The 23,925-nt window shown below is 67.2% G+C and carries 23 protein-coding genes; 17 read left to right on the top strand and 6 right to left on the bottom strand.

Going from position 1 to position 23,925, the window contains the following annotated elements; genetic code table 11:
* Window positions 1-61 precede the first annotated feature (61 nt).
* The 12 genes from JOD62_RS02505 to JOD62_RS02450 all read left to right on the top strand — a co-directional run bounded on the left by JOD62_RS02505 (window position 62) and on the right by JOD62_RS02450 (window position 10,570).
* Complete coding sequence (locus JOD62_RS02505) at window positions 62-514, top strand: acyltransferase (protein ID WP_204937752.1); 453 nt, start codon at window positions 62-64, stop codon at window positions 512-514.
* 61 nt (window positions 515-575) lie between these two features.
* Window positions 576-1,745 carry a glycosyltransferase family protein gene (locus JOD62_RS02500; protein WP_204937751.1) on the top strand — a complete coding sequence of 390 codons (1,170 nt, stop codon included), beginning with the start codon at window positions 576-578 and terminating at the stop codon, window positions 1,743-1,745.
* Window positions 1,742-2,899 (top strand): glycosyltransferase, encoded by a 1,158-nt coding sequence (locus JOD62_RS02495; protein WP_204937750.1) that lies wholly within the window; start codon window positions 1,742-1,744, stop codon window positions 2,897-2,899. The genes JOD62_RS02500 and JOD62_RS02495 overlap by 4 nt, the downstream gene beginning before the upstream one ends.
* 11 nt (window positions 2,900-2,910) lie before the next feature.
* The gene (gene wecB / locus JOD62_RS02490; RefSeq protein ID WP_204937749.1) at window positions 2,911-3,981 is read left to right on the top strand and encodes a non-hydrolyzing UDP-N-acetylglucosamine 2-epimerase; all 1,071 of its coding nucleotides are present in this window, start codon (window positions 2,911-2,913) and stop codon (window positions 3,979-3,981) included.
* A gap of 54 nt (window positions 3,982-4,035) precedes the next feature.
* Window positions 4,036-5,172, top strand: coding sequence for a UDP-galactopyranose mutase (gene glf / locus JOD62_RS02485; protein WP_204937748.1), 1,137 nt, complete (start codon window positions 4,036-4,038; stop codon window positions 5,170-5,172).
* 10 nt (window positions 5,173-5,182) lie between these two features.
* Window positions 5,183-5,980 carry an ABC transporter permease gene (locus JOD62_RS02480; protein ID WP_204937747.1) on the top strand — a complete coding sequence of 266 codons (798 nt, stop codon included), beginning with the start codon at window positions 5,183-5,185 and terminating at the stop codon, window positions 5,978-5,980.
* The gene (locus JOD62_RS02475; RefSeq protein ID WP_204937746.1) at window positions 5,980-7,092 is read left to right on the top strand and encodes a hypothetical protein; all 1,113 of its coding nucleotides are present in this window, start codon (window positions 5,980-5,982) and stop codon (window positions 7,090-7,092) included. The genes JOD62_RS02480 and JOD62_RS02475 overlap by 1 nt, the downstream gene beginning before the upstream one ends.
* The gene (locus JOD62_RS02470; RefSeq protein ID WP_239526520.1) at window positions 7,085-7,615 is read left to right on the top strand and encodes an NUDIX hydrolase; all 531 of its coding nucleotides are present in this window, start codon (window positions 7,085-7,087) and stop codon (window positions 7,613-7,615) included. The genes JOD62_RS02475 and JOD62_RS02470 overlap by 8 nt, the downstream gene beginning before the upstream one ends.
* A 2-nt stretch (window positions 7,616-7,617) precedes the next feature.
* A complete protein-coding gene (locus tag JOD62_RS02465) occupies window positions 7,618-8,352 on the top strand; it encodes an ABC transporter ATP-binding protein (protein WP_204937745.1) in 735 nt (244 codons plus the stop codon).
* Window positions 8,353-8,445: 93 nt separating this feature from the next.
* Window positions 8,446-9,027 carry an RNA polymerase sigma factor gene (locus JOD62_RS02460; RefSeq protein ID WP_204940024.1) on the top strand — a complete coding sequence of 194 codons (582 nt, stop codon included), beginning with the start codon at window positions 8,446-8,448 and terminating at the stop codon, window positions 9,025-9,027.
* Window positions 9,024-9,701, top strand: coding sequence for a hypothetical protein (locus JOD62_RS02455; RefSeq protein ID WP_204937744.1), 678 nt, complete (start codon window positions 9,024-9,026; stop codon window positions 9,699-9,701). Before JOD62_RS02460 ends, JOD62_RS02455 begins: the two co-directional genes overlap by 4 nt.
* Window positions 9,698-10,570 carry a hypothetical protein gene (locus JOD62_RS02450; RefSeq protein ID WP_204937743.1) on the top strand — a complete coding sequence of 291 codons (873 nt, stop codon included), beginning with the start codon at window positions 9,698-9,700 and terminating at the stop codon, window positions 10,568-10,570. Before JOD62_RS02455 ends, JOD62_RS02450 begins: the two co-directional genes overlap by 4 nt.
* 10 nt (window positions 10,571-10,580) lie before the next feature.
* Here JOD62_RS02450 and JOD62_RS02445 read toward each other — a convergent pair whose 3' ends face one another.
* The 5 genes from JOD62_RS02445 to JOD62_RS02425 all read right to left on the bottom strand — a co-directional run bounded on the left by JOD62_RS02445 (window position 10,581) and on the right by JOD62_RS02425 (window position 16,887).
* Entirely contained in the window at window positions 10,581-11,186 is a 606-nt protein-coding gene (locus JOD62_RS02445; RefSeq protein ID WP_204937742.1) for a hypothetical protein, read from the bottom strand.
* A gap of 2 nt (window positions 11,187-11,188) precedes the next feature.
* Complete coding sequence (locus JOD62_RS02440; RefSeq protein WP_204937741.1) at window positions 11,189-12,169, bottom strand: glycosyltransferase; 981 nt, start codon at window positions 12,167-12,169, stop codon at window positions 11,189-11,191.
* A complete protein-coding gene (locus tag JOD62_RS02435) occupies window positions 12,166-14,070 on the bottom strand; it encodes a glycosyltransferase (protein ID WP_204937740.1) in 1,905 nt (634 codons plus the stop codon). The genes JOD62_RS02440 and JOD62_RS02435 overlap by 4 nt, the downstream gene beginning before the upstream one ends.
* Before the next feature lie 94 nt (window positions 14,071-14,164).
* On the bottom strand, window positions 14,165-15,472 hold the full coding sequence (locus tag JOD62_RS02430; RefSeq protein WP_271171594.1) for an O-antigen ligase family protein: 1,308 nt from the start codon (window positions 15,470-15,472) through the stop codon (window positions 14,165-14,167).
* Window positions 15,469-16,887 carry an O-antigen ligase family protein gene (locus tag JOD62_RS02425; RefSeq protein ID WP_204937739.1) on the bottom strand — a complete coding sequence of 473 codons (1,419 nt, stop codon included), beginning with the start codon at window positions 16,885-16,887 and terminating at the stop codon, window positions 15,469-15,471. The genes JOD62_RS02430 and JOD62_RS02425 overlap by 4 nt, the downstream gene beginning before the upstream one ends.
* Window positions 16,888-16,974: 87 nt before the next feature.
* Here JOD62_RS02425 and manA point away from each other — a divergent pair, with 87 nt between their 5' ends.
* The 4 genes from manA (at window position 16,975) to JOD62_RS02405 (ending at window position 23,180) form a co-directional block, all read left to right on the top strand.
* Window positions 16,975-18,108 carry a mannose-6-phosphate isomerase, class I gene (gene manA / locus JOD62_RS02420; RefSeq protein WP_204937738.1) on the top strand — a complete coding sequence of 378 codons (1,134 nt, stop codon included), beginning with the start codon at window positions 16,975-16,977 and terminating at the stop codon, window positions 18,106-18,108.
* 159 nt (window positions 18,109-18,267) lie between these two features.
* Window positions 18,268-18,585: a WhiB family transcriptional regulator gene (locus JOD62_RS14975; RefSeq protein ID WP_271171593.1), complete on the top strand. Its 318-nt coding sequence runs from the start codon at window positions 18,268-18,270 to the stop codon at window positions 18,583-18,585.
* Between the two features lie 90 nt (window positions 18,586-18,675).
* Window positions 18,676-21,789, top strand: coding sequence for a glycosyltransferase (locus JOD62_RS02410; RefSeq protein WP_204937737.1), 3,114 nt, complete (start codon window positions 18,676-18,678; stop codon window positions 21,787-21,789).
* A complete protein-coding gene (locus JOD62_RS02405; RefSeq protein ID WP_204937736.1) occupies window positions 21,786-23,180 on the top strand; it encodes a DUF5719 family protein in 1,395 nt (464 codons plus the stop codon). The genes JOD62_RS02410 and JOD62_RS02405 overlap by 4 nt, the downstream gene beginning before the upstream one ends.
* 11 nt (window positions 23,181-23,191) lie before the next feature.
* On the opposite strand, the gene JOD62_RS02400 is transcribed toward JOD62_RS02405, so the two are convergent.
* Window positions 23,192-23,632 carry a hypothetical protein gene (locus JOD62_RS02400; RefSeq protein WP_239526518.1) on the bottom strand — a complete coding sequence of 147 codons (441 nt, stop codon included), beginning with the start codon at window positions 23,630-23,632 and terminating at the stop codon, window positions 23,192-23,194.
* A 70-nt stretch (window positions 23,633-23,702) separates the two neighbouring features.
* Here JOD62_RS02400 and JOD62_RS02395 point away from each other — a divergent pair, with 70 nt between their 5' ends.
* Complete coding sequence (locus tag JOD62_RS02395; protein WP_204937735.1) at window positions 23,703-23,909, top strand: DUF3499 family protein; 207 nt, start codon at window positions 23,703-23,705, stop codon at window positions 23,907-23,909.
* The last annotated feature ends 16 nt before the right edge of the window (window positions 23,910-23,925 follow it).

The raw sequence follows: 23,925 nt of genomic DNA, 5'->3' as shown, positions 1-23,925 counted from the left end.
GCCGCTGACGATCGGTCGGGCGAGGCACAACGTAGCATAGGAGTTCATACAGGGAGGCCGGATGAGCGACACGACTGCGCAGGATGAAACACGCTCGCCCGAATGGCACGGGCTCCCCGCAAACCGTTTCAATCCGCACGCGTGGATCGTCGGGACGCCCGAGATCGGCGATGACGTGTGGATCGGCGCCTTCACCGTCATCGACGGCAGCGGGGGGCTGGTGATCGGACACGGCTGCGATATCTCCGCCGGCGCCCAGATCTACACGCACTCCACCGTCGAGCGCTGCGTGAGCGACCGAGCGCGCGACATCCAGCGCACGTCGACGCGCATCGGACGCAACGTGCACATCGGCGCCAACGCCGTCGTCCTGATGGGCGCCGACATCGGCGATCACAGTGTCATCGCGGCCGGCGCGGTTGTGACAGAGCACACCGTCGCGCCCCCGTACAGCGTCCTGCGCGGGGTGCCCGCCCGCGTGTTCGAGGATGCCGCACGTCGATTCGCCGACTGACGCGCTCTCAGCCCCGACAGGCGCTCGTGCGAAGATGGGGCGACGCGAAGGAGAGCGCTGCATGCCACACCCCAGACAACGCCCGAGACTTCTGATCCTGTCGTTCTTCGACATCAGCATCGACCCGCGCGTGATGAAGCAGGTACGTCTCTTCGCGGAGGAGTACGCGGTCACCACCTGTTCGCCGGGGCCCCGTCCGCATCCGGATGTCGAGCATGTGGAGCTGGACGTGCACTGGGCGCGTCCACGCGGACGCATGGGCAACGCGATCGATGACCTGGCGCGCGCGCGGGAATGGTTCGGCTGGTCCTATCGGCAGACTCCGATCGTCCAGCAGGTGCGCGAAAAGCTGCACGGGCGGCCGTTCGACGCGGCGATCGCGAACGATGCCGATGCCGTCGGCATCGCCAACGACCTGGTCGGCGCTGCACGGGTGCACGCTGATCTGCACGAGTTCTTCCCCGGTCTGCCGCAGCCGGACAATCTCCTCGGCGAGCGGCAGCGTCGGTACTGGACGTGGCTCGTGCGAGAGCACTGTGCGAAGGCTGCATCCTCCACGACCGTCGGAGCAGAGATCGCCCGCCGCTACGGCGAGTACGGACTCACCCCCGGGGTGGTGACCAACGCGACGCACCTGCGCGATCTGCCGGTGCGCGAGACGGGGTCTCCGATCCGGATCGTGCACAGTGGGAATCCCTTCCGCGACCGCGGGCTCGGAGAGATCATGACGGCGGTCGCGCAGACGACCACCGATGTCACACTCGATCTCTATCTCATGAAGCACAACGAGGTGGAGCTGGCGGCCGTCGTAGAGCTCGCGGAGAAGCTGGGGGAGCGGATCCGTGTGCTCGACCCGGTCGCCCAGTCCGAGCTCGTGGAGACGCTCAACGGCTATGACGTCGGGATTCATGTCCTCCCGCCCACCAGCGAGAACAACTCTCTGGCGCTGCCGAACAAGTTCTTCGACTTCATTCAGGCGCGTCTTGCGGTGATCGTGGGCCCCTCGCTCGAGATGGCGCGCATCGTCTCCGAGTACGAACTGGGCGTGGTGACGGCGGACTTCTCTGAGGCCAGCATCCGTGCGGCACTCGACACGCTGACGATCGCCGACATCGATCGCGCCAAGCGAGCGGCGGATGCTGCCGCCCCAGCGCTCTCCTCCGAATCGCAGGTCGGCGTGTGGAAGCGCGCGGTCGATCAGATCATCGAGAGGCAAGGGGTGCGCGCATGACAGCGAGTCTTCTCATCGTCTCGTTCACAGACATCTCGAAGGATCCTCGCGCCATCAAGCAGGTCGAGGCGGCCGCCGGGCGGTACGACGTGACCACCTGCTCTTTCGGGCCAGCGCCCCATCCGGCGGTCACGCACATCGAACTTGATCCGAACGGTTCGTACCGCACGGGGCGAATCATGCAGCAGATCGACGCGATTGCTCGAGAGCGTGAGTTCTTCGGCTGGACCTTCGATCGCATCCCGTTCGTGCGTCAGCTCCGTGGGGCGCTCAAGGGGCGTCGCTTCGATGCGGTCATCGCAAGCAACGCGGACGCCGCGTACGCGGCGATGAAGGCTGTCGGTCCCGCGCCTCTGCACATCGACCTCCACGAGTTCTTCCCCGGCGTCGTCTTCGATGACGGAAGCGTGGAGGCGCAGCGTCAGCAGCGCTATCTGGACTGGCTGCTGCGTTCGGCGGCGCGGCAGGCGACCTCGTCTTCGACGGTGTCGCCGCTGATCGCCGAGCGCTACAGCTCCTGGGGGCTCGCGCCGACGGTGATCACCAACTCGGCGCCGTCGCTCCCGCTCGCCCCGACACCCGTGAGCGACCCGATCCGGCTCGTGCACAGCGGCAACGCGCAGACCGGACGTGGACTGCGTCAGCTCATCCGTGCCGTGACGCGCACGCAGACGCCGGTGCACCTCGACCTCTACCTCGTGCCCAACGACGAGGTCTTCCACGCCGAGCTCGTGCAGTTGGCCGCCGACGCTGGCGAGCGCGTGACGCTGCATCCGCCCGTGCCGCGCGCCGACCTCGTGCCGACACTGAACAAGAGCGACGTGGGCGTGTTCGTGCTTCCGCCGACCACGGTCAACAGCGAGCTCGCGCTGCCCAACAAGTTCTTCGACTTCGTGCAGGCCCGACTGGCTGTGATCATCGGGCCGTCCGCCGAGATGGTGGCGCTGACCCGGCGACACGGGCTGGGCATCGTCACCGAAGATTTCAGCGAGGACAGCCTGGTGGCGGCGCTCGACGCGCTGACGCCCGAGGTCGTCGTCGAAGGCAAGGCAGCGTCCCACCGCGTCGCCGAGGAACTCTCGGGGGATCAGCAGCCGCAGCAGTGGACCGAGATCATCGACGCCCTTGTGGGTGGCGGATCGCGACCCCGGTAGGCTCGTCCCTTGTGAAGATTCTGAGCGTCGTCGGCGCCCGCCCGCAGTTCGTCAAGCTCGCCCCGATCCACAAGGCGGCGCTCGCCGCGGGGGTCGAGCACATCATCGTGCACACGGGGCAGCATTATGACCCGATGCTGTCGGACGTGTTCTTCGAAGATCTCGGCATCGGCGCACCGGACGTGCATCTCGGGGTGGGCAGCGGTTCGCACGGAGTGCAGACCGGGGCGATGCTGGCAGCGCTGGACGCCGTGTTCGATCAACATCGTCCGGATTGGGTGCTCGTCTACGGCGACACGAACTCCACCGTGGCGGCGACCCTCAGCGCGGTGAAGATGCACATTCCCGTGGCGCATCTCGAAGCGGGTCTTCGGAGCTTCAACCGTCGCATGCCCGAGGAGCACAACCGGGTGATGACCGACCACGCCGCCGATCTCCTCCTCGCGCCGACCGAGGTCGCGGTCACGCACCTGGGCAACGAGGGTCTCTCCGCCCGCACGGTGCTCGTCGGCGATGTCATGACCGACGTCCTCTACGAGGTGCGCGATGAGGTCGCGGGAGTCCCGTCATCCCTGCGGGAGGAGCTCGGACTCGCCGTCGGAGAGTACTACGTGGCCACGATCCACCGCGCCGACAACACCGACGATCCCGCGCAGCTCGCCTCCGTCCTCGAGGCGCTTGCCGACCTCGACAAGCCGGTCGTCCTGCTCGCCCACCCTCGCCTGGTCGCGAAGGCCGCAGCGGCCGACATCGCTCTAGAGCGGGGCGCGATCCGGGTGCACCGTCCGCTGGCGTACCCGGAGCTCATCGCTGCCGTCCTCGGCAGTGCCGGCGTGGTCACCGACTCGGGCGGTCTCCAGAAGGAAGCCTTCCTGCTGCGCGTGCCGTGCACCACCGTGCGCACAGAGACCGAGTGGGTGGAGACCGTCCAGCTGGGCTGGAACGTGCTCGCGACCGAGACGGCAGATATCGCCGCGGCCGCCTCTCGACCGCGCCCCGCCGAGACGGCGGAGGCGCCGTACGGAGACGGACATGCCGCGCAGCGCGTGATTCAGACCCTCATCGATCACGCGGTGGTCTGACCCCGGGCACAGCATCCGCTCAGGCTGGATGCGCCGCGCCGATACGATTGACCTATGGATCTTCTTGTCGTCGGGTCGGGATTCTTCGGCCTCACCATTGCGGAGCGCGCTGCTGCCGCAGGCCGCAAGGTCACCGTCATCGACCGTCGTCACCACATCGGGGGCAACGCGTACAGCGAGGCGGAGGCGACAACCGGCATCGAGGTGCACCGCTACGGCGCGCACCTGTTCCACACGTCGAACGAGACCGTGTGGGAGTACGTGAACCGATTCACGACCTTCACGAACTATCAGCACCGCGTGTACTCGACCCACAAGGGCATCGTGTACCCGCTGCCGATCAACCTCGGCACGATCAATCAGTTCTTCAACGCCGCCTACACACCCGCTGAGGCGCGCGCCCTCGTCGCAGAGCAGGCGGGGGAGCACGACCCCCAGAAGGCGCAGAATCTCGAAGAGCGAGGCATCGGCCTCATCGGACGCCCGCTGTTCGAGGCGTTCATCCGCGACTACACGGCGAAGCAGTGGCAGACCGACGCGAAGGAGCTTCCCGCGTCGATCATCAGCCGCCTTCCTGTGCGCTACACGTACGACAACCGCTACTTCAATGACGCGCACGAAGGCCTGCCGACCGACGGCTACACGGCATGGTTGGAGCGGATGGCCGATCACCCGAACATCGAGGTGCAGCTCAACGTCGACTACTTCGACGAGAGCCAGCCGCTGAACAAGAAGGCCACCGTCGGACAGGTGCCGGTCGTCTACACCGGTCCGGTCGACCGCTACTTCGACTACGCCGAGGGCGAGCTGAGCTGGCGCACGATCGACCTGAAGGAAGAGGTTCTCGATATCGCCGACTTCCAGGGAACATCGGTGATGAACTACCCCGACGCGGATGTCCCGTTCACGCGCATCCACGAGTTCAAGCACTTCCACCCGGAGCGCACCGAGATCTTCAATCAGGAGAAGACGGTCATCCATCGCGAGTACTCGCGGTTCGCGACTCGCGCCGACGAACCGTACTACCCGGTGAACACGACCGCAGACCGTGAGGGCCTGCTGGCGTACCGCGAACTGGCCAAGGGCGAGGACGGCGTGCACTTCGGTGGGCGCCTCGGAACCTACCAGTACCTCGACATGCACATGGCCATCGGCTCGGCGCTGTCGATGTGGAACAACACTCTCTCCTAGACTCAACATCGTGAGTCACGCGACGGTCGGGGCGCCGGGGACGCCCCGGCGATACCTGCATTCGCTCTGGCTGCTGTCCGCCCGCGATCTGCGGGTGCGGTACGCCACGAGCTTCCTCGGATATCTGTGGTCGGTGCTCGATCCGCTGGTGATGAGCGCGATCTACTGGTTCGTGTTCACGCAGGTGTTCAACCGCGGTGGCCGCATCGGTGAAGAGCCGTACATCGTCTTCCTCATCGTGGCGCTCCTGCCCTGGGTGTGGTTCAACACGTCGGTCTCCGATTTCACTCGCGCGTTCCGCAAGGACTCCCGGCTGGTGCGCTCGACTTCCATCCCGCGGTCGATCTGGGTCAACCGGATCGTGCTGAGCAAGGGCATCGAGTTCCTCTTCTCGATGCCCGTGCTCGTGCTCTTCGCCGTCTTCGCGGGTGCCCAGGTCGGCTGGGGGCTGCTGTGGTTCCCCGTCGCGATCCTGCTCCAGACCGTACTGCTCGTGGGGCTGGGGCTGCTGATCGCGCCGCTGTGCGTGCTCTATTCGGACCTCGAACGCACGACTGCTCTGATCCTGCGGGCGCTCTTCTACGCCTCCCCGGTGATCTACGGCCTGTCCGACCTGCCCGCCCCGTTCGATGTGCTCGGAATCTTCAATCCGCTGGCGGGCATCTTCACGCTCTATCGCGTCGGATTCTTCCCCGAGCAGTGGGAGACGACTCCGATCGTCGTCTCTGCCGTCCTGAGCTTCGCGATCCTCGCACTCGGAGTCTTCGTGTTCCGTCGCCTCGAGCGTGTCGTCCTGAAGGAGCTCTGATGGTTGCCACGCGCATCCTCATCGCCGAGCTCGATTCGCTGGCACAGGCGACGCGCTTCGCAGATCGCGGGGCCCGGGCGGCCACGGTCGAGCTGACCGGGATGCTGCGCCTCGGCATGCTGGTCTCGGGAGACATTCTGATCACCGACGCGATGCTGCTGGACGGAGCGTACTTTCTCTCGCTCGGACCAGAGGGCCTCCTTCGTGAGCTGGGCGCCGCGTACGCGCACTATCCGCTCACCATCACCGGCACATACGCCACACTGCGTGAAGGTCTGCGTGCGCGACGGGACGACAGCAGCTTCCTCTGGTCGGTGCCGGAGATCCGCTCGGCGAGCGGGGTCCCGGCGAACATCGAGGCGGCGTGGGAGGAGTGGCTGCGAGCGGTCGAGGCCGGGCTCATCAGCTATGAGCAGCAGAGCGGTGCGGGGTCTTCGCTCCGACTGGGTGGGATGCCGATCGAGCATCGTGACGATGCCGATCTCGCCGCCGCCATCGCCGCTGCAGAGCTCTCGGAGACCCGGAGCCGCAGCGTGGCTTTCGCGCGCATCGATGGGCTTGGGCTCTCTGAGGAGGACTCCGCGCCGGTTCGGGCGTGGTGGAACACGGCATACCTTCGAATGATCGCGGAGAATGTCCGCGCAGACTGGGTGAGCTTCGAGACCGATGTTCGGCGTCCGATCGTCGTGCGTGAGCAGGATGTCGAACTCCCGATCTCGGCGGATTTCGTCGACTGGGCGCGGCGGAGCACGCCCGCGACGATCTCGTTGGCGTGGGATGCGTCACGTTCGCAGAGGCTGCGCCTGAGGGAGCGGCCGACCTGGGGGAGGATGCGCGATCTCGCTTTCGTCGCCACGCAGGCGGGGTCGGTTCGGACCCGCCGTGCAGTGCTCACCGGTTCCACGGCGAAAGTGCTCATCGCGATCGTCGTGATCGTGCTGGCTCTGCCGCAGTGGGACATCGGTGCGCTGGACAATCCGTGGACGTGGGTTGCCTTCGCCGGTGCGCTGCTGACGACGGTGCCGTTCGACTCCCTGCTCGCCTTGCGGTCGCTGCTGACCAGAGCGCCCCGTGCCCGGTTCGTGCTCTACGGCAGGAGTTCTGATGGATAAGCCGTTTCGCGTCGTGTACGAGAACAGGGACGCTCTTCCTGTCCGGCTCGAGGTGGCCGGCCCGATCCAGGTGGGTGACCATTCCTATGAGCATCATCGGCTCGTCGTCGGGGACGGACGCCCTGGCGCCGTGGTGATGGCACGGCGTGCCGGGCAGGTTCTGCTGGTGCTCAGTGAACGGCTCGCTGCGGGCCGTCGCATGTGGGAGCTGCCGCGAGGAGGCGGCGATGACGGTGAGAGTCCCGTGCAGACGGGGGTGCGTGAGCTCCGCGAAGAGGTCGGGCTGCGTGCGGTGAACCCGCGGGCTGCCGGGCAGTTCGTCACCGACTCGGCGATCTTCCCGCAGCAGGTGGCCGTCATCGTCTGCGATGTCGCGGAGGAGACCCCCGCTGCAGGCGATGGCGAGATCATCGATCAACGGTGGGTGACGATGACTGAGGCCGAGCAGCTCATCGTCGACGGCGTCGTGGCTGACGCACTCTCGCTGGCGGCGTTTGCACTGGTGAGTGCGAAGGGACTGTGACCATGGTGAATGCGATCGATGTCACGGACCTCGGCGTGCGGTTCCGCCGCAATCGGCGAGGACGACGGAGTTTCAAGGACCTCTTCGCCGGCGCATCCCGACGCTCCCGCCCTGGTGAGTTCTGGGCGCTGCGCAACGTGTCGTTCGCCGTGGCTCCCGGTGAAGCGATCGGGGTGGTCGGACGCAACGGTCAGGGGAAGTCGACCCTGCTGCGTCTCGTCGCCGGCGTGCTGCTGGCGGATGAGGGCACGGTCACGGTGCGCGGCGGCGTCGCTCCGCTCATCGAGATCACCGGCGGTTTCGTCGGTGACCTCACGGTGCGTGAGAATGTTCGCCTGACAGCGGGTCTGCATGGGATGTCGCGCGCGGAGGTGAGCCGTCGCTACGACGACATCATCGCGTTCGCGGAGCTCGATGGGTTCGAAGACACTCCCTACAAGCACCTGTCCAACGGGATGAAGGTGCGACTCGCCTTCGCCGTGGTCTCGCAGCTGGACGAACCGATTCTCCTGGTCGATGAAGTTCTCGCCGTCGGCGACAAGGCCTTCCGGGACAAGTGCTACAAGCGCATCGACGAATTGCTCAGCGAGGGACGAACGCTCTTCTTCGTCAGTCACAACGAACGTGACCTGCGCCGGTTCTGCACGCGAGGGCTCTATCTCGACAAGGGCGCCCTCGTGCTCGACGCCCCGATCGGTGACGTCCTCGACAGGTACAACGCCGACTACTCGCGCTGACGTGTGTAACGTTTCGCCTTCCGCGGACACTCCTTCTTAGACCCCGCCGCAGGGGGTCTCAGGTGTATGTGGAGGAGGGATGCGGTGACGGGGATGCAGGCGGATGCCGCGCTGTGGGCGCGTGCGGCGCAGGCAGATGACGCCGCGTTCGCCGAGATCTTCGATCGTCACGGTGACCGCGTGTACCGTCATGCGCGTCGTCTGGTTGCACAGCAAGCGGACGCCGAGGACGTCACCGCGATGGTTTTCCTGGAGGCCTGGCGGTCACGCACCCGTGTGCGTGTCGTGGACGGCTCGCCGCTTGCCTGGCTGCTGGTGACGGCGACGAATCTGTCGCGCAATCTGGAGCGCGGCCGCATCCGTCATGAGCGCGCACTGCGACAGCTGCGGATCGAGGATGCGCCGGATCATGCCGAGCACGTGGCAGAGGAACAGGGCGTGACGAGTCGTCGCGCACCCGTGCAGTCGTCTTTCGGTCAGTTGAGTCGTAGAGACCAGGAGATCCTGATGCTCTGCGTCATCGAGGAGCTGCCGCCGCGCGAGGTCGCCGTGCTGATGCGCGTGCCGGCAGGGACCGTGAGGACGCGGCTTTCTCGCGCGAAGAAGCGGCTCCGCGAGGCGTTGGAGGCGGGGCACCCGGACGTGGTGTCGCAGTGGCGGGGAGTCCAGGGATGAACGACACGCGAGACGGGAGCGAAGGCATGCGCGAGACGGCGATGGATCCGCAGTTCCGTGCGAGCCTTCGGCGGATGCTGGTCGCACACGCCCGTGACGACACAGCAGCGATGCCAGCGCGGCGCACGAACGGGCGGTCGCGATTGGCCGCGATGGGCCTGGCAACTGCGGCCGTTGCGGGGGCCATTGCGGTCGGGACAGGGATCGCGGGATTACCGGAGCAGAGGGCCCCTGTGGCGTTACCGACTCCGCCGGCGACGGCCACCGTGGAGGTGCACTGCGTGTCGGGGGCGGTGCTGTCTGATGTCGTGCCTCAGAGCGCGACGGGCTCGCCTGCGCACATCACCCGGATCCTGAGCTCCGCGCCGATCGTGCACGTCGAGGCATCCGGTCTCGTCGTCACCGAATCCGACCTGAGGGCGGCGTGCGCGACGGCGGAAGAGAGTGCCGAGGACGGTGCGTTGTCGGAGGCCGGACCGCAGTCCTCCGCGGCACCCGATCTCGCCGATGTCGGTGAGATCGGCGTGGAGTTCCAGGCCTCTTCCCGCGGCACGGATGCGGGCGTGTGTGTCAGCGACGGCGCGCTCATCGTGCTGCCGGGAGGTATCAGCTGCGCGCGGTTCGGTCTTGAGCCGCTTGCTGCTGCCCCGACGCGCTCCGAGGAGGCAGAATGAGCGCGAGAGCCCGCGCTGTGCGCCAGATCGGTGTGATGTCACTTGCCGTTCTGCTGCTCGCCGCATGCACCCCGGTGGACCGCGAAAGCGGCTCGAAGAGCGCCTCGCCCCGGTCTGCTTCTGCGGATACCGCGGAGAGGACATCGTTGACGCAGGAACTGCCGCTGCCCACGACGGTCGTGTGCAACGGTCATGGCTTCCTCGACGTGACCTTCGAAGTCGACGCACTTCTCGATCCGCGTCCTGCAACCGAGCTCGGCCCTGCCGCCGCGGCCGCCGTGACGCGCCAAGATCTCGGCCCGAACGCGAAAGGGGTGGCCTTCGAGACGCTCCCAGAGGACTGGATCATCGGAGAGGAACGCGCGGATCGTGTGGTGCTGTTGCGGCCGCAGAGTTCAGAGACCGTCCAGTACATCACGCTGCCCGCCGACTACGAGATGCGACTGTTCCTCATCGATCCCGTGAAGCCGGTCGATGCTTCGCAGTGGTATCCGACGTTCGAGAACACGTGCGCGTTCGAACTGCCTCTGCGCGAAGATGCAGACAACCCCGTGATCGCGCTCGCCGCGGACAACAGTCCGGAAGACTCCTTCATTGACATCTGGGTGTCAGACATGACCTGTCGGAGCGGACTGAGCGCCGAGGGTCGCATAGAAATCGTGCGGCTCCGCGAGTTCGACGATCGAATCGAACTTGCCGTGGCGGTAGCGCCACCAAGCGATCAGCCAGCCGCCGCCACATGTCAGGGGGTGGCTCCGACACGCTACCGGGTGGAACTCGCAGCGGCGCTCGGCGAGCGTACAGTCATCGACCTATCCCGCATCCCCGCGCAACGCGTACCAATTCTCGTCACGCGTGACGTGGGCTGAAGGGAGGCGGTCAGACGCCCGCGATCGCCTTCAGCTGCTGCACGTTCGCGGCCGCGGTGGACACCGCGGAGGAGACATCCTCGGATGCGTTGACGACGTCGCGGAGCGCACGCAGGCTGCTCGCGTAGGCATTCACTGACTCTCGCCACTGCGCATCGAGTGCGGCGGGCGCGACCGTGTCCGCCAACTGCTGCGCATCGAGTTCCAGCTGATCGATGATGGGCAGTGCATCCGCGCCGTTGGCGATCAGATCAAGCCCGACGCTGGCATCGGCGAGGCGTCCGGCGACCGCGGCGCCGAACTCGCCTGTGCCCGGCTCGACTGGAGCGGGCGGCTCCGTCACGGGAGCGGAAGGCAGTGGCGCCGGCGACACGGTCGGAACCGGCGTCGGCGTACGCGTAGGAGTCGGTGTGGGCGTGCGCGTGGCACTCGCGGAAGGCGAAGGAGAACTCGACGACCCGGGAGTCGGAGCCCCATCCCGCGGAATCAGGAAGAAGGCGAGGGCCCCCGCGATCAGAAGAACCGCGGCGACAAGACCGACGATCAGCCACACGCGTCCGGCGCGGTTTTTCTCCGGAGGGAAGACCCACTGGACGTCCGGTTGCTGCTCGTTCATGCTCATGCTTCCAAGGGTGCCATGGGCTGCCAGGAACGGTCGCGCGCAATGCGGCCACCGTCGCGAATCCCTCGGAAGAGATTGCTGGTGCCGCGCACTGTGCGCTCGACGAACAGCAGGCGAATGAGCTCCTTGGCGAACGTCATGGTCGTCCCGAGGCCGAAGAGCACCGGGTTGTAGACCCCGAGCGCGCGGTAGTAGTGCTTGATGTATGCCCGGTTGCGCATGATGTAGTAGCGGTAGGCGTTGCTGGAGGCGTTCATGTGGCGGATGCCCATGTCCCACTGCTTGATCTCGCGCGTGCGGCGCAGCACGAACTCGTCCACGATGACGGCCGTCGTCTTCCGCGACGCCAGCCATCCGTACATCTGGTCATCCCAGTAGATGAAGAAACGCGGGTCAGGCAGGCCGATCTGCTGCACGATCGAGCGGTGGATGAACATCCCCTCGAAGCATCCGCTGTTCATCTCCTTGAAGCCGGTGGCGTCGAAGCCCGCCGGGGCGAAGGGGATCGGGATGCCCATCCGCTCTGCGATGCGGTACTGCCAGTAGAACGCGCTCCCGTCATAGTCGTAGCGTCGCCCCTGGATGCTCTTGAAGCGCGGAGCCCACTTGCCCATCTGGGCAAGACCCTGGGGGAGGACCTCGACATCGTCGTCCATGAGCCAGATCCACTCGGATCCCAGCTCGTAGGCGACCCGCATTCCCTCGCTGAAGCCGCCCGATCCACCCGTGTTGGTGTCGAGCCGGCGGTAGACGAGCTCGGTGCCGATGCGATCGCGGAACGACTCGACGACCTCGGTCGTGTCATCCTGCGAGGCGTTGTCGACGATCACGACGTGACCCGGCTTGGGTTCCATCGCGCTGATGCTCTCCAGCAGGCCCGTCAGCAGGTGAGAGCGATTGAATGTGACGATGGCGATCGTCGCGGATGCCGGGTCGAACGCACCGGTGCTCGGGGAGGCGGGTACAGCCTCGGTCATGCCTTCTCCTCGAAGATCTGCTGCCAGGACTGGGGGGATACGAGCTCGGGAAGCGCGGCGCGGTAGCGGCGCTGAAGGTCGGGCCACTGCCGACGGAGCTGACGGTGCAGGCGCACGGAATCACGCAGCATCCGACGATAGTTCGCACGATCGCGCGTGTAGATCGTCTTGCCGGAGCCATCGGCCGAGCTCACGAGAGCACTGTCGAACACGGGAACGCGCCACCAGTACGCGTCGCTCTTGCTGAACTCCGCCTCGGGCATCTCGACGTTGGCCGGGTCGGGCTGGTGGAACCAGTGTCGGATGAGGGTCGTCGCAGTGAACCATCGCAGTGCCCAACCGCTCGGACCGTCGTTCTGCTTCTGCTTCATGAACACCTGACGCCCGCGCCGCGAGCGCAGCACCAGTTCGGGGTCGCGATACACGACGGTCTCGGGGAAGTCCTTGGCGATCGCCCGGGCGCGAGGCATCGCGGTTCCGAGCGTCTTGCGCATGTGCTCGGGGCCCGAGAGCACATCGCGCAGCGCGAGAGCACGCAGTGCTGTGGGGTAGTACTGCATCATCATCAGATGCTTGAGGTCGACCCGACGGCTGTGACGGATGAGGGTGCCGCCGTGGGGTGCCTCGGAGTGCAGCAGTCCGGCGACGATGCGGTTGCGTGCGTGGAAGTACGCCTGCCAGTCGATCGTGTCGTCCTTGCCGACCCAGGAGACATGCCAGAGCGCGACGCCGGGCATCGATACCGTGGGGTAGCCGGCCTCGCGGGCGCGCAGGCAGAACTCGGCATCGTCCCACTTGATGAAAGCGGGCATGGCGAGGCCGACCTTGCGGATTGCATCGAGGGGGATCAGGCACATCCACCAGCCGTTGTAGTCGGCGTCCATGCGCATGTGCAGCAACGGCGACTGACGCAGATTCGACGCACCGAAGTCGTGCGGCAGGGTCTCCTGGTAGAGCGAGCGCCACATGAAGGGCGTCTCATCGACGACCTCTGCCCAGGCGTGGAGCTTGGGCCGGTCGAGCAGGTCGAACATGTGCCCGCCGACGAGAACGGGCTTCGTCGCGTAGCGGCCGAACAGGATCGAGCGCCGCAGAGACTCGGGTTCGATGCGCACGTCGTCATCGAGCAACTGCACGAAGTCGCTCTCAGGACGCTGCAGAGTCTCGAGCATCGACCGCGAGAAGCCACCCGATCCTCCGAGATTCGGCTGCCGGATGATCTGCAGCGTCTCGCCGAGGCGCTCCGCGAGGGCCGCGTAGTCGGGCTGATCCTGCACCAGCTGGTCGCCCTGATCGACGATGAAGATGCGATCGATCAGCTCCAGTGCCTCGGGCGCGTCCGCGAGCGCGCGGAGAGTCTCGATGCAGTAGTCCGGCTTGTTGTACGTCGTGATGCCGAGCGAGGCCTTACCGTGTCGAACCGGGTCCTGCTCGGTGGTCCATTCGGCGCTCGAGAGCACCGCGTTCTTCTCGTCGGCGACGACGTCGAACCAGATCCATCCGCCGTCGCTGTAGTGCTCAAGCACGAGATCGAAGCTCGTCGTGGCCTCGCCGGACACCTCGCGTGTTGCCACGCGCTGACGGGCGCCTTCTCCGCTGGAGCGATAGACCAGGATCGTCGCGGGACCCGTCGTGCGGACGGTCAGACGAACGTTGCGAACGCTCGTCCAGTGCTGCCAGTACGACGCGGGAAAGGCGTTGAAGTAGGTGCCAAGGGAGACGCGGCGACCGGAGAGCACACGGGCGCTGCGTCGACCGAGGATGTTTCCCAGGTGCGCGCGCGAGGACATGCGCACGGTCTTGTCGTCGACGAGGGACCAGGTCTCCGGGTCGGCGTAGAGCGGAAGTAGATCCGGGTCGCGATCGAGCGGAAAGACGACGTTCTGCAAGACGTGAGGCACGAAAGAATCTCCGAGAGGGAACAGCCCACCAGATTCGATGAGCAGAGATCAGCCTACCTTGGTGGTCAGCGCTGAACCCTGAGCGTCGTGCCCTTCAGCGGTGATCCGTCGGCGGGAGTGTCGGGATCGTCCCCGTCTGAGCGGCATCGATGTTCTCGCGCCACGACCGTGACTGTCCGGCTCTGAGAGCGCAGAGCACCAGAAGGAACCATCCCGGACCGGAGAGCGTGAAGCTCTCGAACATCGACTCCACGCCGAGTGTCACCAGCAGCAGGGGTGTCCAGGCATAGACGACGGAGCGTCGGACGCTCGCGACCAGCCAGGAGCGCACGAGGGCGATGCCGCCGAAGAGCACGATGAGCGCGAAGCCGACGGCGCCCACCTGCAGGAGCGCATCGAAGTAGGCGTTCAGTGCGGTGCGGTGCTGGTCCTTCGTGAAGAAGTTGATCGCGTTGAAGGGGAACTCGTCGGCCTGCCAGGGGCCATACCAGCCCCAGCCGTGGAGGGGTCGGCGGGCCCACTGGTCGAGGAGCGCGTTCCATAGATCGGCGCGCGTGCTGAAGTCGCTTCCTGCGTCGAGCCAGGCGATGATGCGATGCCGCAGGAGGAAGGCGACGGCGAGAGCGACGACGACACCTGCTCCCAGTGTCCATTGGAGCGCGGATCGGCGCTCGGGGCGGGCGTGCCGCACGACGGCGAGGCCCGCGGTGGCGATGCCGACGGCGACGGCCAGGACCAGAACGGTCGGCGAGGCCGAGAAGAGGGCGAGAAGTCCCGCCAGGGCGAGTGAGGGGATCGCGACGGCGTTCGGGACGGACTGCGAACGGCGCTCGACCGCAAAAGTCACGAGGGCGATCACGGCGATGAAGCCGAGCATGTTGCGGCTGCCGAAGATGCCCTGGACAGGGCCGCCCATGGCGAGATTGCCCTGGATGCCCAGGAGTCGGATCGGGGTGTCGATGAGGATGCCGGAGAAGATCTCGAGCACGAGCGATACACCGAGCAGGATCCGCAGGGTGTCGCCGATCGCGCGGACGGTCTGCAGCGTGTCGCGGATGTGACCGACGGTCACCGCAAGGAAGGCGAAGCCGAACAGTGCCGCCCAGCCGCGCAGGGTATCCGCCGCCTCCGTCGACCAGAATGCGCTCGCCAGAGCCCACAGGAGGAAGGCGATCAGCGACGTGGGTGCGAGCCGAAGCAGAGAGAGCTCGTCGCGGCGGACGACAAGGATGGCCAAACCGATCGCGCACAGAGTGACGACGATCGTCGTGAACGTCATCAGCCCGCTGATCCGCACGATCGCGAAGGAGGAGAACACCGCAAGCAGCACGGTGAGAGTAAAGGCGCGCGCCATCTCGGCGGAGGCGAGGATGCGCGTCAGACCGTGCGGATCCCTCGTCACGGAGCCTGCTTCCGGCGTGGTCCGCCCTCGACCAGATTCGCACGCTCGCTCAGTCCGACCCCGACGAGCGGGACCGCCTTGATCTTCGCGCTGAAGAGCACCACGAGCATCCAGCCCCAGAGCATGATCGGGCCGGATTCTGCGAGCCCCTGCGTGAGCAGGAGGGCGACGAGAAGAGTCGGCAGGACCGCGAGCGCGGAGTATCGGCGGTGCGCATTCAGGTCCCAGCGGGGGCGATCGACGGCGAAGAACCACGAGCGCCAGACCAGAGAGAGGTAGGTCGCGATCATGAGGATCACTCCCACCGCGCCGAGCTGGAAATACACGTCCACCCACATGTTGTGGGCGTGGAACACCGTGATGCCATGGTCATCGATCCATCCGGCGAAGCCTGGGTCCCACGGCACCCAGGGAGACGAGAACCCGTTGCCGATAACAGGATGCTGCGCAGCACGCGTAAGCACCGTCTGCCAGATGTCCAGACGGCCGGTCAGATCCGAGCTGCGCCCCAGTGCGCTGAACAGCACGTCTCGCCCGAACCAGACCGTGGCGAGGAGCGCCACGGCCACAGCGGCGTAGGCGATATAGATGCGCGTGCGCTGCTCGGGGACACGCGCTCGCCGCATGAGCAGCACCGTGATGAGAACGACGGTCACAGCGACGGCGCAGGCGGCGGCTGTGGCGGATCCCGCGCGGACGAGGAAGAACGCGGCGAGGACCATCCACGCGATCAGGGTGCCGCGGCGGCGTGCGCCCGCCGCCATCAGCACGCCGAAGACGACAAGCGCGATGATGCACAGAATCGCGAGAACATTCGAGTTTCCAACAATGCCCTGGATGCGGCCGCCGTCGAGGAGGTTGTTGCGCACCCAGTACCAGTGCGGGTTGATCTTCTCACTCGGGGCGTCGAAGAAGTTGGGCAGCAGCGGCGCCCGCAGGACGAGCGAGACCCAGAGCTCGAGGAGCAGAGACAGGCCGAGGATCCACTTGAACGCGGATCCGAGCGCTCGGATGATCTCGTGCCAGCTGAGCGACGCCGCGATGAAGAGCGCGTTGACGGTGATCGACAGCAGGAGAGCACCGGTCAGCAGGGTGGCCGCCGGCCACTGCGACCATGCCACCGACACCAGTGCGAATGCGACGTAGGCGAGTGCGGCCCAGGGCAGGCGCCGCCAGGGATACCGCTGCGGGCGCTGCCTCGCGAGAGCGGGGATCCAGATGGCGAGGGTCGATGCCGTGAGGACGCCAAGCGTGATCGTGGATCCGATCGGGCCTACGAGATTGAAGACGGCGGTGTGCGCGAACGTGACGAACAGTACGAGGATGACGTATCCGCGCAGGAAGAGGTGACCGGTCGCCTCACGGGGAGGGGCGGTCGGTGCGGGAGAGACCGAGAGTCGAGAGATCTGCGCCATCGTGGTTCAGGCTATCGCGCGCGGGTGAATTGCACCTGGTGCGTGGCGGGGCGCTGTGACACATCGTTTCCGACCTAATGTGGGGGCATGCTGCTTTCCCTCACGAATGCTCCGCGCGACTACGCATGGGGATCGAAGACTCTGCTCGCCGCTCTGGAAGGTCGAGTTCCGGCGGAGCTTCCCGAGGCCGAGGTGTGGTTCGGTGACCACGCCGGCGATCCCGCCGATCTTCCCGACGGGCGCACACTGGATGCCGTCACCGGGGGAGAGCTGCCGTTCCTGCTCAAGCTCCTCGCGGCGGAGGACCCGCTGTCGATTCAGGTGCACCCCACGAAGGCCCAGGCCGTCGAGGGATTCGCGAGAGAAGCGGACCTCGCGGCGGACGCCCCCGGGCGAAACTACCGCGACGACAACCACAAGCCCGAGCTGATCGTGCCGTTGAGCGAGCGATTCGAGGCGCTGTGCGGATTGCGTGAGCTTGCCGCTTCGCGTCGCCTGCTCGCAGAGCTGCGTTCATCGACCGAGGAATCTGCGGGGCTTTCCCGTCTCAGTGCTCTGCTCGACGGGGAGAAAGACCCGCTGCGGGCGGCGCTGCAGTGGGCGCTCGCCGAGGCGACGCCAGCGGAGGTCGCCGACGTCATCGACGCCGTGCACGGCGGAGTGGCTGCGGAGTTCGCCCAGACGCTGGTCGCGATCCGTGAGATCGCAGCCCGCAACCCCGGGGATCCGGGCGTGATCGTGGCGCTGCTCATGAACTTCGTGGTGCTGCGACGCGGCGAGGCCGTCTTCCTGCGGGCCGGGCTTCTGCACGCCTACGTCTCCGGGCTCGGAGTGGAGATCATGGCAGCGAGTGACAACGTGCTGCGCGGCGGACTCACACCGAAGCACATCGACGTCGCCGAACTCCTGACGATCGTCGATACGACTCCCGGTGATGTCGAGATCATCCGTCCCGATCCCGGACTGACGGTGCAGCGCTTCCCGGTCCCGGTCGACGACTTCGCGCTGTCGCGCGTGGTGCTGTCGGGTGAGGATGTCGTGGTCGACGTGCAGGCACCGGCGATGGTGCTCGCGACGAGCGGAGATGTTCGTGTCATCGGCGCGGATGCTCTGGCTCTGCCGGTTCCGGTGGGAACGGCGGTGTTCGCGGATCCTGCAGAGTCGACGCTCGTGCTCTCCGGCGTCGGCGAGGTCTTCGTCGCAGAGCCGGGTTCTCACTGACGAGGCGACGCCGAGAGGCGACACGCCGCCGACACGCCGTAAAGCTTAAAGCCCTGCTTGAGGGTTTACTATCCGCGACTTGACCCGAGCGAATGACACGGGTGTAATTAGTCAAGCGCTTGCGCCGGAAGGTGCAGGAGTCGGATAGGAGGGGAGACCATGGCCGGCTATCGATCAGAAGTTCCCGAGAACTGGTTTGTCGATCCGGTGAACCTTGGGGTTCCCGGCATACGTCGACCCTCCGCGGACGACGACAATGCTCTCGCCTGGCAGACCGACGCCCTGTGCGCGCAGACCGACCCCGAAGCCTTCTTCCCCGAAAAGGGTGGCTCCACGCGCGACGCCAAGCGCATCTGCACCTCCTGCGATGTGCGCGGCGAATGCCTGGAGTACGCGCTCAACAATGATGAGCGATTCGGGATCTGGGGTGGACTCTCCGAGCGGGAGCGTCGCAAGCTCAAGCGACGCGCAAGTTGACGCTTCTGTGCGCATCTTGATGCGATGAATCCTCGACGCGCGGAGTCGGAAGCGAGCAAGGTCGACATCGGCGCTTAGGCTGACCACGTCATGCCTGCCCGAGTTCACGCCATTCTTGTCACACGTTCCAGCGCGACGTCCCTCGCCCGCCTGCTGAAGGCGCTCGACGCGATCTCGCGCCAGACGTACGCCCCCGACGCCCTCACAATCGTCGTGTGTGGCGCCTCTGATGCGGTGCGGCAGTCCGCGTCCGTCGCCGCGGTCGCCGAGGGCATCGTCGAGACGCGCGCGAATACCTCCTTCGCTGCCGCTGTCGCTCTCGCGCTCCCGCGAGTCCCTGAGGGATCAGCGGTGTGGCTGCTGACGCACGACACGATTCCTGAGCCGACGGCGCTGGAGGGCCTCGTCGGCGCGTTGGAGCGTTCCCCTTCTGCCGCCATCGCTGCGCCGAAGCTCGTGAGCAGCACGGATCCCGATGAGCTCGTCTCCTTCGGTCAGACGGTCACGCGATTCGGACGCGCCGTGGATCCGGTCGCGGGGGAACTGGACCAGGGACAGCACGACGGCAAGGATGATGCGCTGGGCGCGGATATCCGCGGACTGCTGATCCGCGCCGAGTGGCGGCGTGCACTCCGTCCGGACCCTGGACTGGGCGGAGAAGACGAGGGGCTCGACCTCGGCATCCGCGCACGCCTGGCTGGTGCACGACTCGCGCCGACAGCGAAGGCGCGCGTCGCGGTGTCGCCGGACTCCGCACTGCGACCGGGCACCGCCGCGCACGCATTCGCGAGCCGCCGCGCCCAACTGCACCGGCGCCTCGCCTATGCGCCGGCGGCGGCCGTCCCCTTGCACTGGCTGTCACTGATTCCTCTCGCGCTCTGGCGATCGATCCTGCACCTGATCGGCAAGCGCCCCGCGGCCGTCGCTCCCGAATGGGGCGCCGCGGCCGTGGCGATGGTGAACGGGGGAGCGGTTGCGCAGTCTCGCCGAGGCATCCGCGAAATCAGGAAGGCTTCCTGGGCGAGCATCGCCCCGCTGCGGGTTTCCCGTGCCGAGATGCGCCAGCGCCTGGATGACGGGCACGGTGCCGAAGGCGCGCACGTGCAGGAGCTCGGCTTCTTCTCCGGCGGTGGTGCCTGGGCGGTACTCGGTGCTCTTGTCGTGAGCGTCGCCGCCTTCACGAGCCTCCTCGCCTGGCCGTCGATCGGTGGCGGAGCGCTTCTGCCTCTGCGCCAGACCGTCGGAGCGCTCTGGCGCGATGCCGCATGGGGACTGCGCGGTGGCGGAGTCGAAGTCGTGGGCCCGGCCGACCCCTTCGCGGGAGTGCTCGCGGTGCTCGGCTCGCTATGGCCGGGTGCACCGTCGTACGCGCTGGTGCTGCTCTGGGTCCTCGCCCTTCCTCTGGCCGTTCTCGGCGGATGGTTCGCGGCCACTCGTCTGACGGATCGTGCGGGACTGCGCATCTTCGCCGCGATCGTCTGGGCGCTCGCGCCCACCTTCCTGACAGCGTTGACCGAAGGACGGCCCGCGGCTGTGCTGGTCCACCTGCTCCTGCCGTGGCTGTTCCACGCCGCCCTGGTTGGACACCGTTCGTGGGGTGCCTCCGGTGCGGCCTCTCTCATCGCTCTCGCCGTCATCGCATGCGCGCCCTCGCTCGCGCCGGCACTGTTCATCCTCTGGATCGTCGCGATCATCGTCGCGCTCGTGCACCGCCAGTTCCGCGGCGCCGTGCGGTTGCTGTGGCTGCTGATTCCCACCGTCGTCGTGTTCGCCCCGCTGGTGATCTGGCAACTCGCTGAGGGTAATGTCTGGGCGATTTTCGCCGACCCCGGTCTGATCGTCAATCTGCCGCACGCGGCCCCCGACGCGATCGGAAGACTTGCGCTTGCCGCGGGCTTCCCGACGCCGGACCTCGCCGGGTGGAGTGGGATGTTCGGGGCCGAGGTGGCTGCGTGGGCGCTCTGGACCGCTGCTCCACTTGCGGCGCTGGCGCTCGTCGCGCCCGTCGCGCCGCGCTGGACCTCCGGCATCCTGGCGCTCGTCGTCGCCGGGCTCGGACTCGCCACAGCCTTTGCGGCAGTGGGGATCCTCGTCAGCTTCGCGCACTCGATTCCCGTCTCGATCTGGCCCGGTTCAGCCCTCAGCCTTGCCTGGATCGGGGCGGTGGGCGCGGCACTCATCACGCTGGACTCGGCGATCACGCTGCCGACGCTGCGGGCGACCGCCGCGGTGGTGGCGGCGCTTGCGATCGCCGTCGGAGCCGTCCCGGCGATGACGGCCGTCGCACGCGATGCATCCGCACTCACCAACGGTCCCGCGAGCACGCTTCCCGCGTATGTGCAGGCGCAGGCGCGAGGCGATCGCGACCTCGGGACGCTCGTTCTCACGCCGCAGCCTGCGGGCGGTATCGCGCTCGACGTGGTCTGGGGTGCCAGCGACACGCTCTCGGGGCAGAGCACGATGCTCTCGACGGCGACCTCCCCGCAGGGCACTGACATCAGTGTCCTCGCTGTCGATCTCATCTCCGCGCGCGAGTTCGACGCTCCGGAAGAGCTGGCGGCCCTGGGCGTGCGTTTCGTCCTGCTGGCGCGCGCAGACGATGGCGAGACGGATGCCGCGCGCGAACAGCGACTGGGCGCGATCACTGCGCTTGACCGTCGCGCGGGGTTCGTCCGCGTGGGCGAGACCTCGAAGGGCGTGCTCTGGCGTCTGGAGGCGGAGCCGTCGGCGCGCGCTGACCTGACGGTGACGCAGCAGGCGACGTCGCGTGTGGTGAGCGGCGTGACGCTGCTCGTGCTGCTCGCGGCACTTCTGCTGGCGATGCCGACGCGCGCGTCGCGCCGTGCCGCCCGTGGGCGCTCGCGCATCGTTGGGCTGGGCTCGGAGGTCTCACCGGCGTCGCCCCGCGTGGTGCGCTCGACGCCGACGATGCAGGAGGCGCCTGCGGCTGCGGACGAAGCGACGGAAGCCCCGGTGGATGCTCCGCAGCACGATGCCGCCGCACCCGAAGCGGACACCCCGTCCGAGGCGTCGACACCGTCGGATCCGGGCGACGACGTCCCCGGCGACGCCGCGGTCATCGACGCCGAGAGTGCTGAGCCCCGGGTCGATTCCGACACGGCTGCGCCGGACGCTCCGGATTCTGCTGACGTGACGCCGGACGACCAGCCCGACGGGGACGATTCGAAGGAGGAATCGCGATGAGCAAGCCCAACGCCGTGCGCGTCGCCGCGACCAGCGCACGCATCATCGCGGGGCTCGCGGTCTCGACAGCCGTCGTGGCCGGCGCGATCGTCTCGGTGCCGCTGACCTGGCCGACCGTCACCCATACCCCTGCGAACGTCGAGGTGACCCCGATCTCGGGTGACATCTTCCTGACCTGCGCCGGTCCGCTGCGCGCGCTGGGCCGTGATCCGCTCAATGCGGCGCTCATCACCGCGGATGCATGGCCCGAGATCACCGTGGGGGCGGCCGACGGAGTGCGGGTCGAAGAGCATCAGCTCCGTATGCCCGAACTGGCCGAGGCCAGCGAGCAGACGATGTACATCGGACGTTCGGATGCGCGCGAGGCCGTCGAGATCGCCGCCGCCGAGTCCGTGTCGGTCATGGGACCGGACCTCGCGGGTTTTGCGGCATCCGCCTGCCGCGCGCCCAGCATGGAATCCTGGATCGTCGGGGGCGCCGCGAGCACTGGCACGAGCGATATCGTGCTGATCGCGAACCCGAGTGACGTCACCGCGACCGCATCCTTCACCGTGTACGGATCGACAGGACCGACCCGGACGAGCGACATCGTGCTCGCACCGCGAACGCAGGTGTCCGTCCCCCTCGCGGCGGGAGCCGCGGGCGAGAGCACGCCGATCGTGCGCGTCACGGCAACCGGCGCTCCGCTGCGAACCATGCTGCAGTCGAGCCTCATCCGCGTCCTCGACCCCAGCGGCATCGACCTGCAGGACGGCACCGGCCAGCCGCAGCGCAGCCAGGTGCTGGCCGGGGTGCAGGTGCTTGTCGAGGCCACCGACGAAGCATCCATGACCATCGTGCGGCTCATGGCGCCGAGCAATGACACGAACGTGCGTCTGACGACGCGCACGGCGGATGGCGCCCGGGTCGTCGGTGACGAGATCAGCATCGATCTGCGTGCCGGAGAGCCCGTCGAAGTGGATCTGCCGGGACTTCCCGTTGGCGTGTACAGCGTGGAGATCGAAGCCGACGAGCCTGTGGTCGCGGCCGCCTGGCAGTCGACGGGTGTGGGCGCCGGCGTCGATTATGCCTGGATGACGCCCGCCCCGACGATCACCGAGCCGACGACGTTCGCTGTGCCGCGAGGCCCGGCCGCGACGCTGCATCTGCGCAACAACACCGACGCGGATACGGTCGTGACGCTCACGGACTTCGCGAACGGCGACGAGCGCGAGGTCGTGGTGGGAGCCCAGAGCGCGGCGCTGATCCAGGTCGACAGCGATGCCGCCTACGGTCTGTCAACGACAGGGCCCGTGCACGCGGCCATCACGATGGCGACGCCCGGTGCGATCGCGGGATGGCCGGTCTGGCCGTCAGCCGCCTCATCCAGCGCGGTGACGGTCTACCCCTAAGAGGGGATCGGTCAGTGGTCGTGGAATCCGTGCGGACCGAGGTCCCACGGCTCACGGCCTGTGTACTCTGCGGCGGCACGGAAGACCGCGCTCTCGATCGCGATCCGTCGGTGGGCGAGGTCATCGTGCCCGGGAACGAGCAGTCGCTCGATCGGCACACGGAACAGCACGATGCGGTGGTGCGCGGCATCGACGTACCACCGGGGCATGCCGTCGGGGTCGTCGATGCTCGGCATGGCAGCGACCTCGACGCGCACATCGCGAAGCTCCGGCCACACCGAGCAGAGGAAGTCCACTGCCGTGCTGACCGTCAGATCGAACGTGTCGATCCGACCGTCGAGTGCCGGAAGAGGCGGGCGCACCACTGGGCTGCGCCCCAGGCGGCCGTGTCGGCCGTGACGTGTCGCGCGCCGCGGAGCGGGCGGAACCGATGCAGAGCGTCGACGGGGCATGTTCAGAAGTCTAGGCGCTCTGCCGCGCGGCATCCGGTCTCGGGCATCGACGATGTCTAAGCTGTGGGCGATGCACGGACGAATCTGCTCCAAGGTTGGCTGCGCCCGCGAGGCTGTCGCCACGCTGACGTATGACTACGGCGATCAGATGGCTGCGCTGGGCCCACTGGGCGCGGCGAACGATCCGCACGCCCACGATCTGTGCTCACCGCATTCGGAGCGGCTGTCGGTGCCCGCCGGGTGGCTGATCGTGCGCCACGAAGCGCTCCGCACCTGAGTCCTTCGATGTCGTC

The sequence above is a fragment of the Microbacterium keratanolyticum genome, from assembly GCF_016907255.1.
Lineage (GTDB): Bacteria > Actinomycetota > Actinomycetes > Actinomycetales > Microbacteriaceae > Microbacterium > Microbacterium keratanolyticum.
The sequence above is the reverse complement of the archived record's forward strand: the minus strand, read 5'-3'. Positions and strand labels throughout refer to the sequence as shown.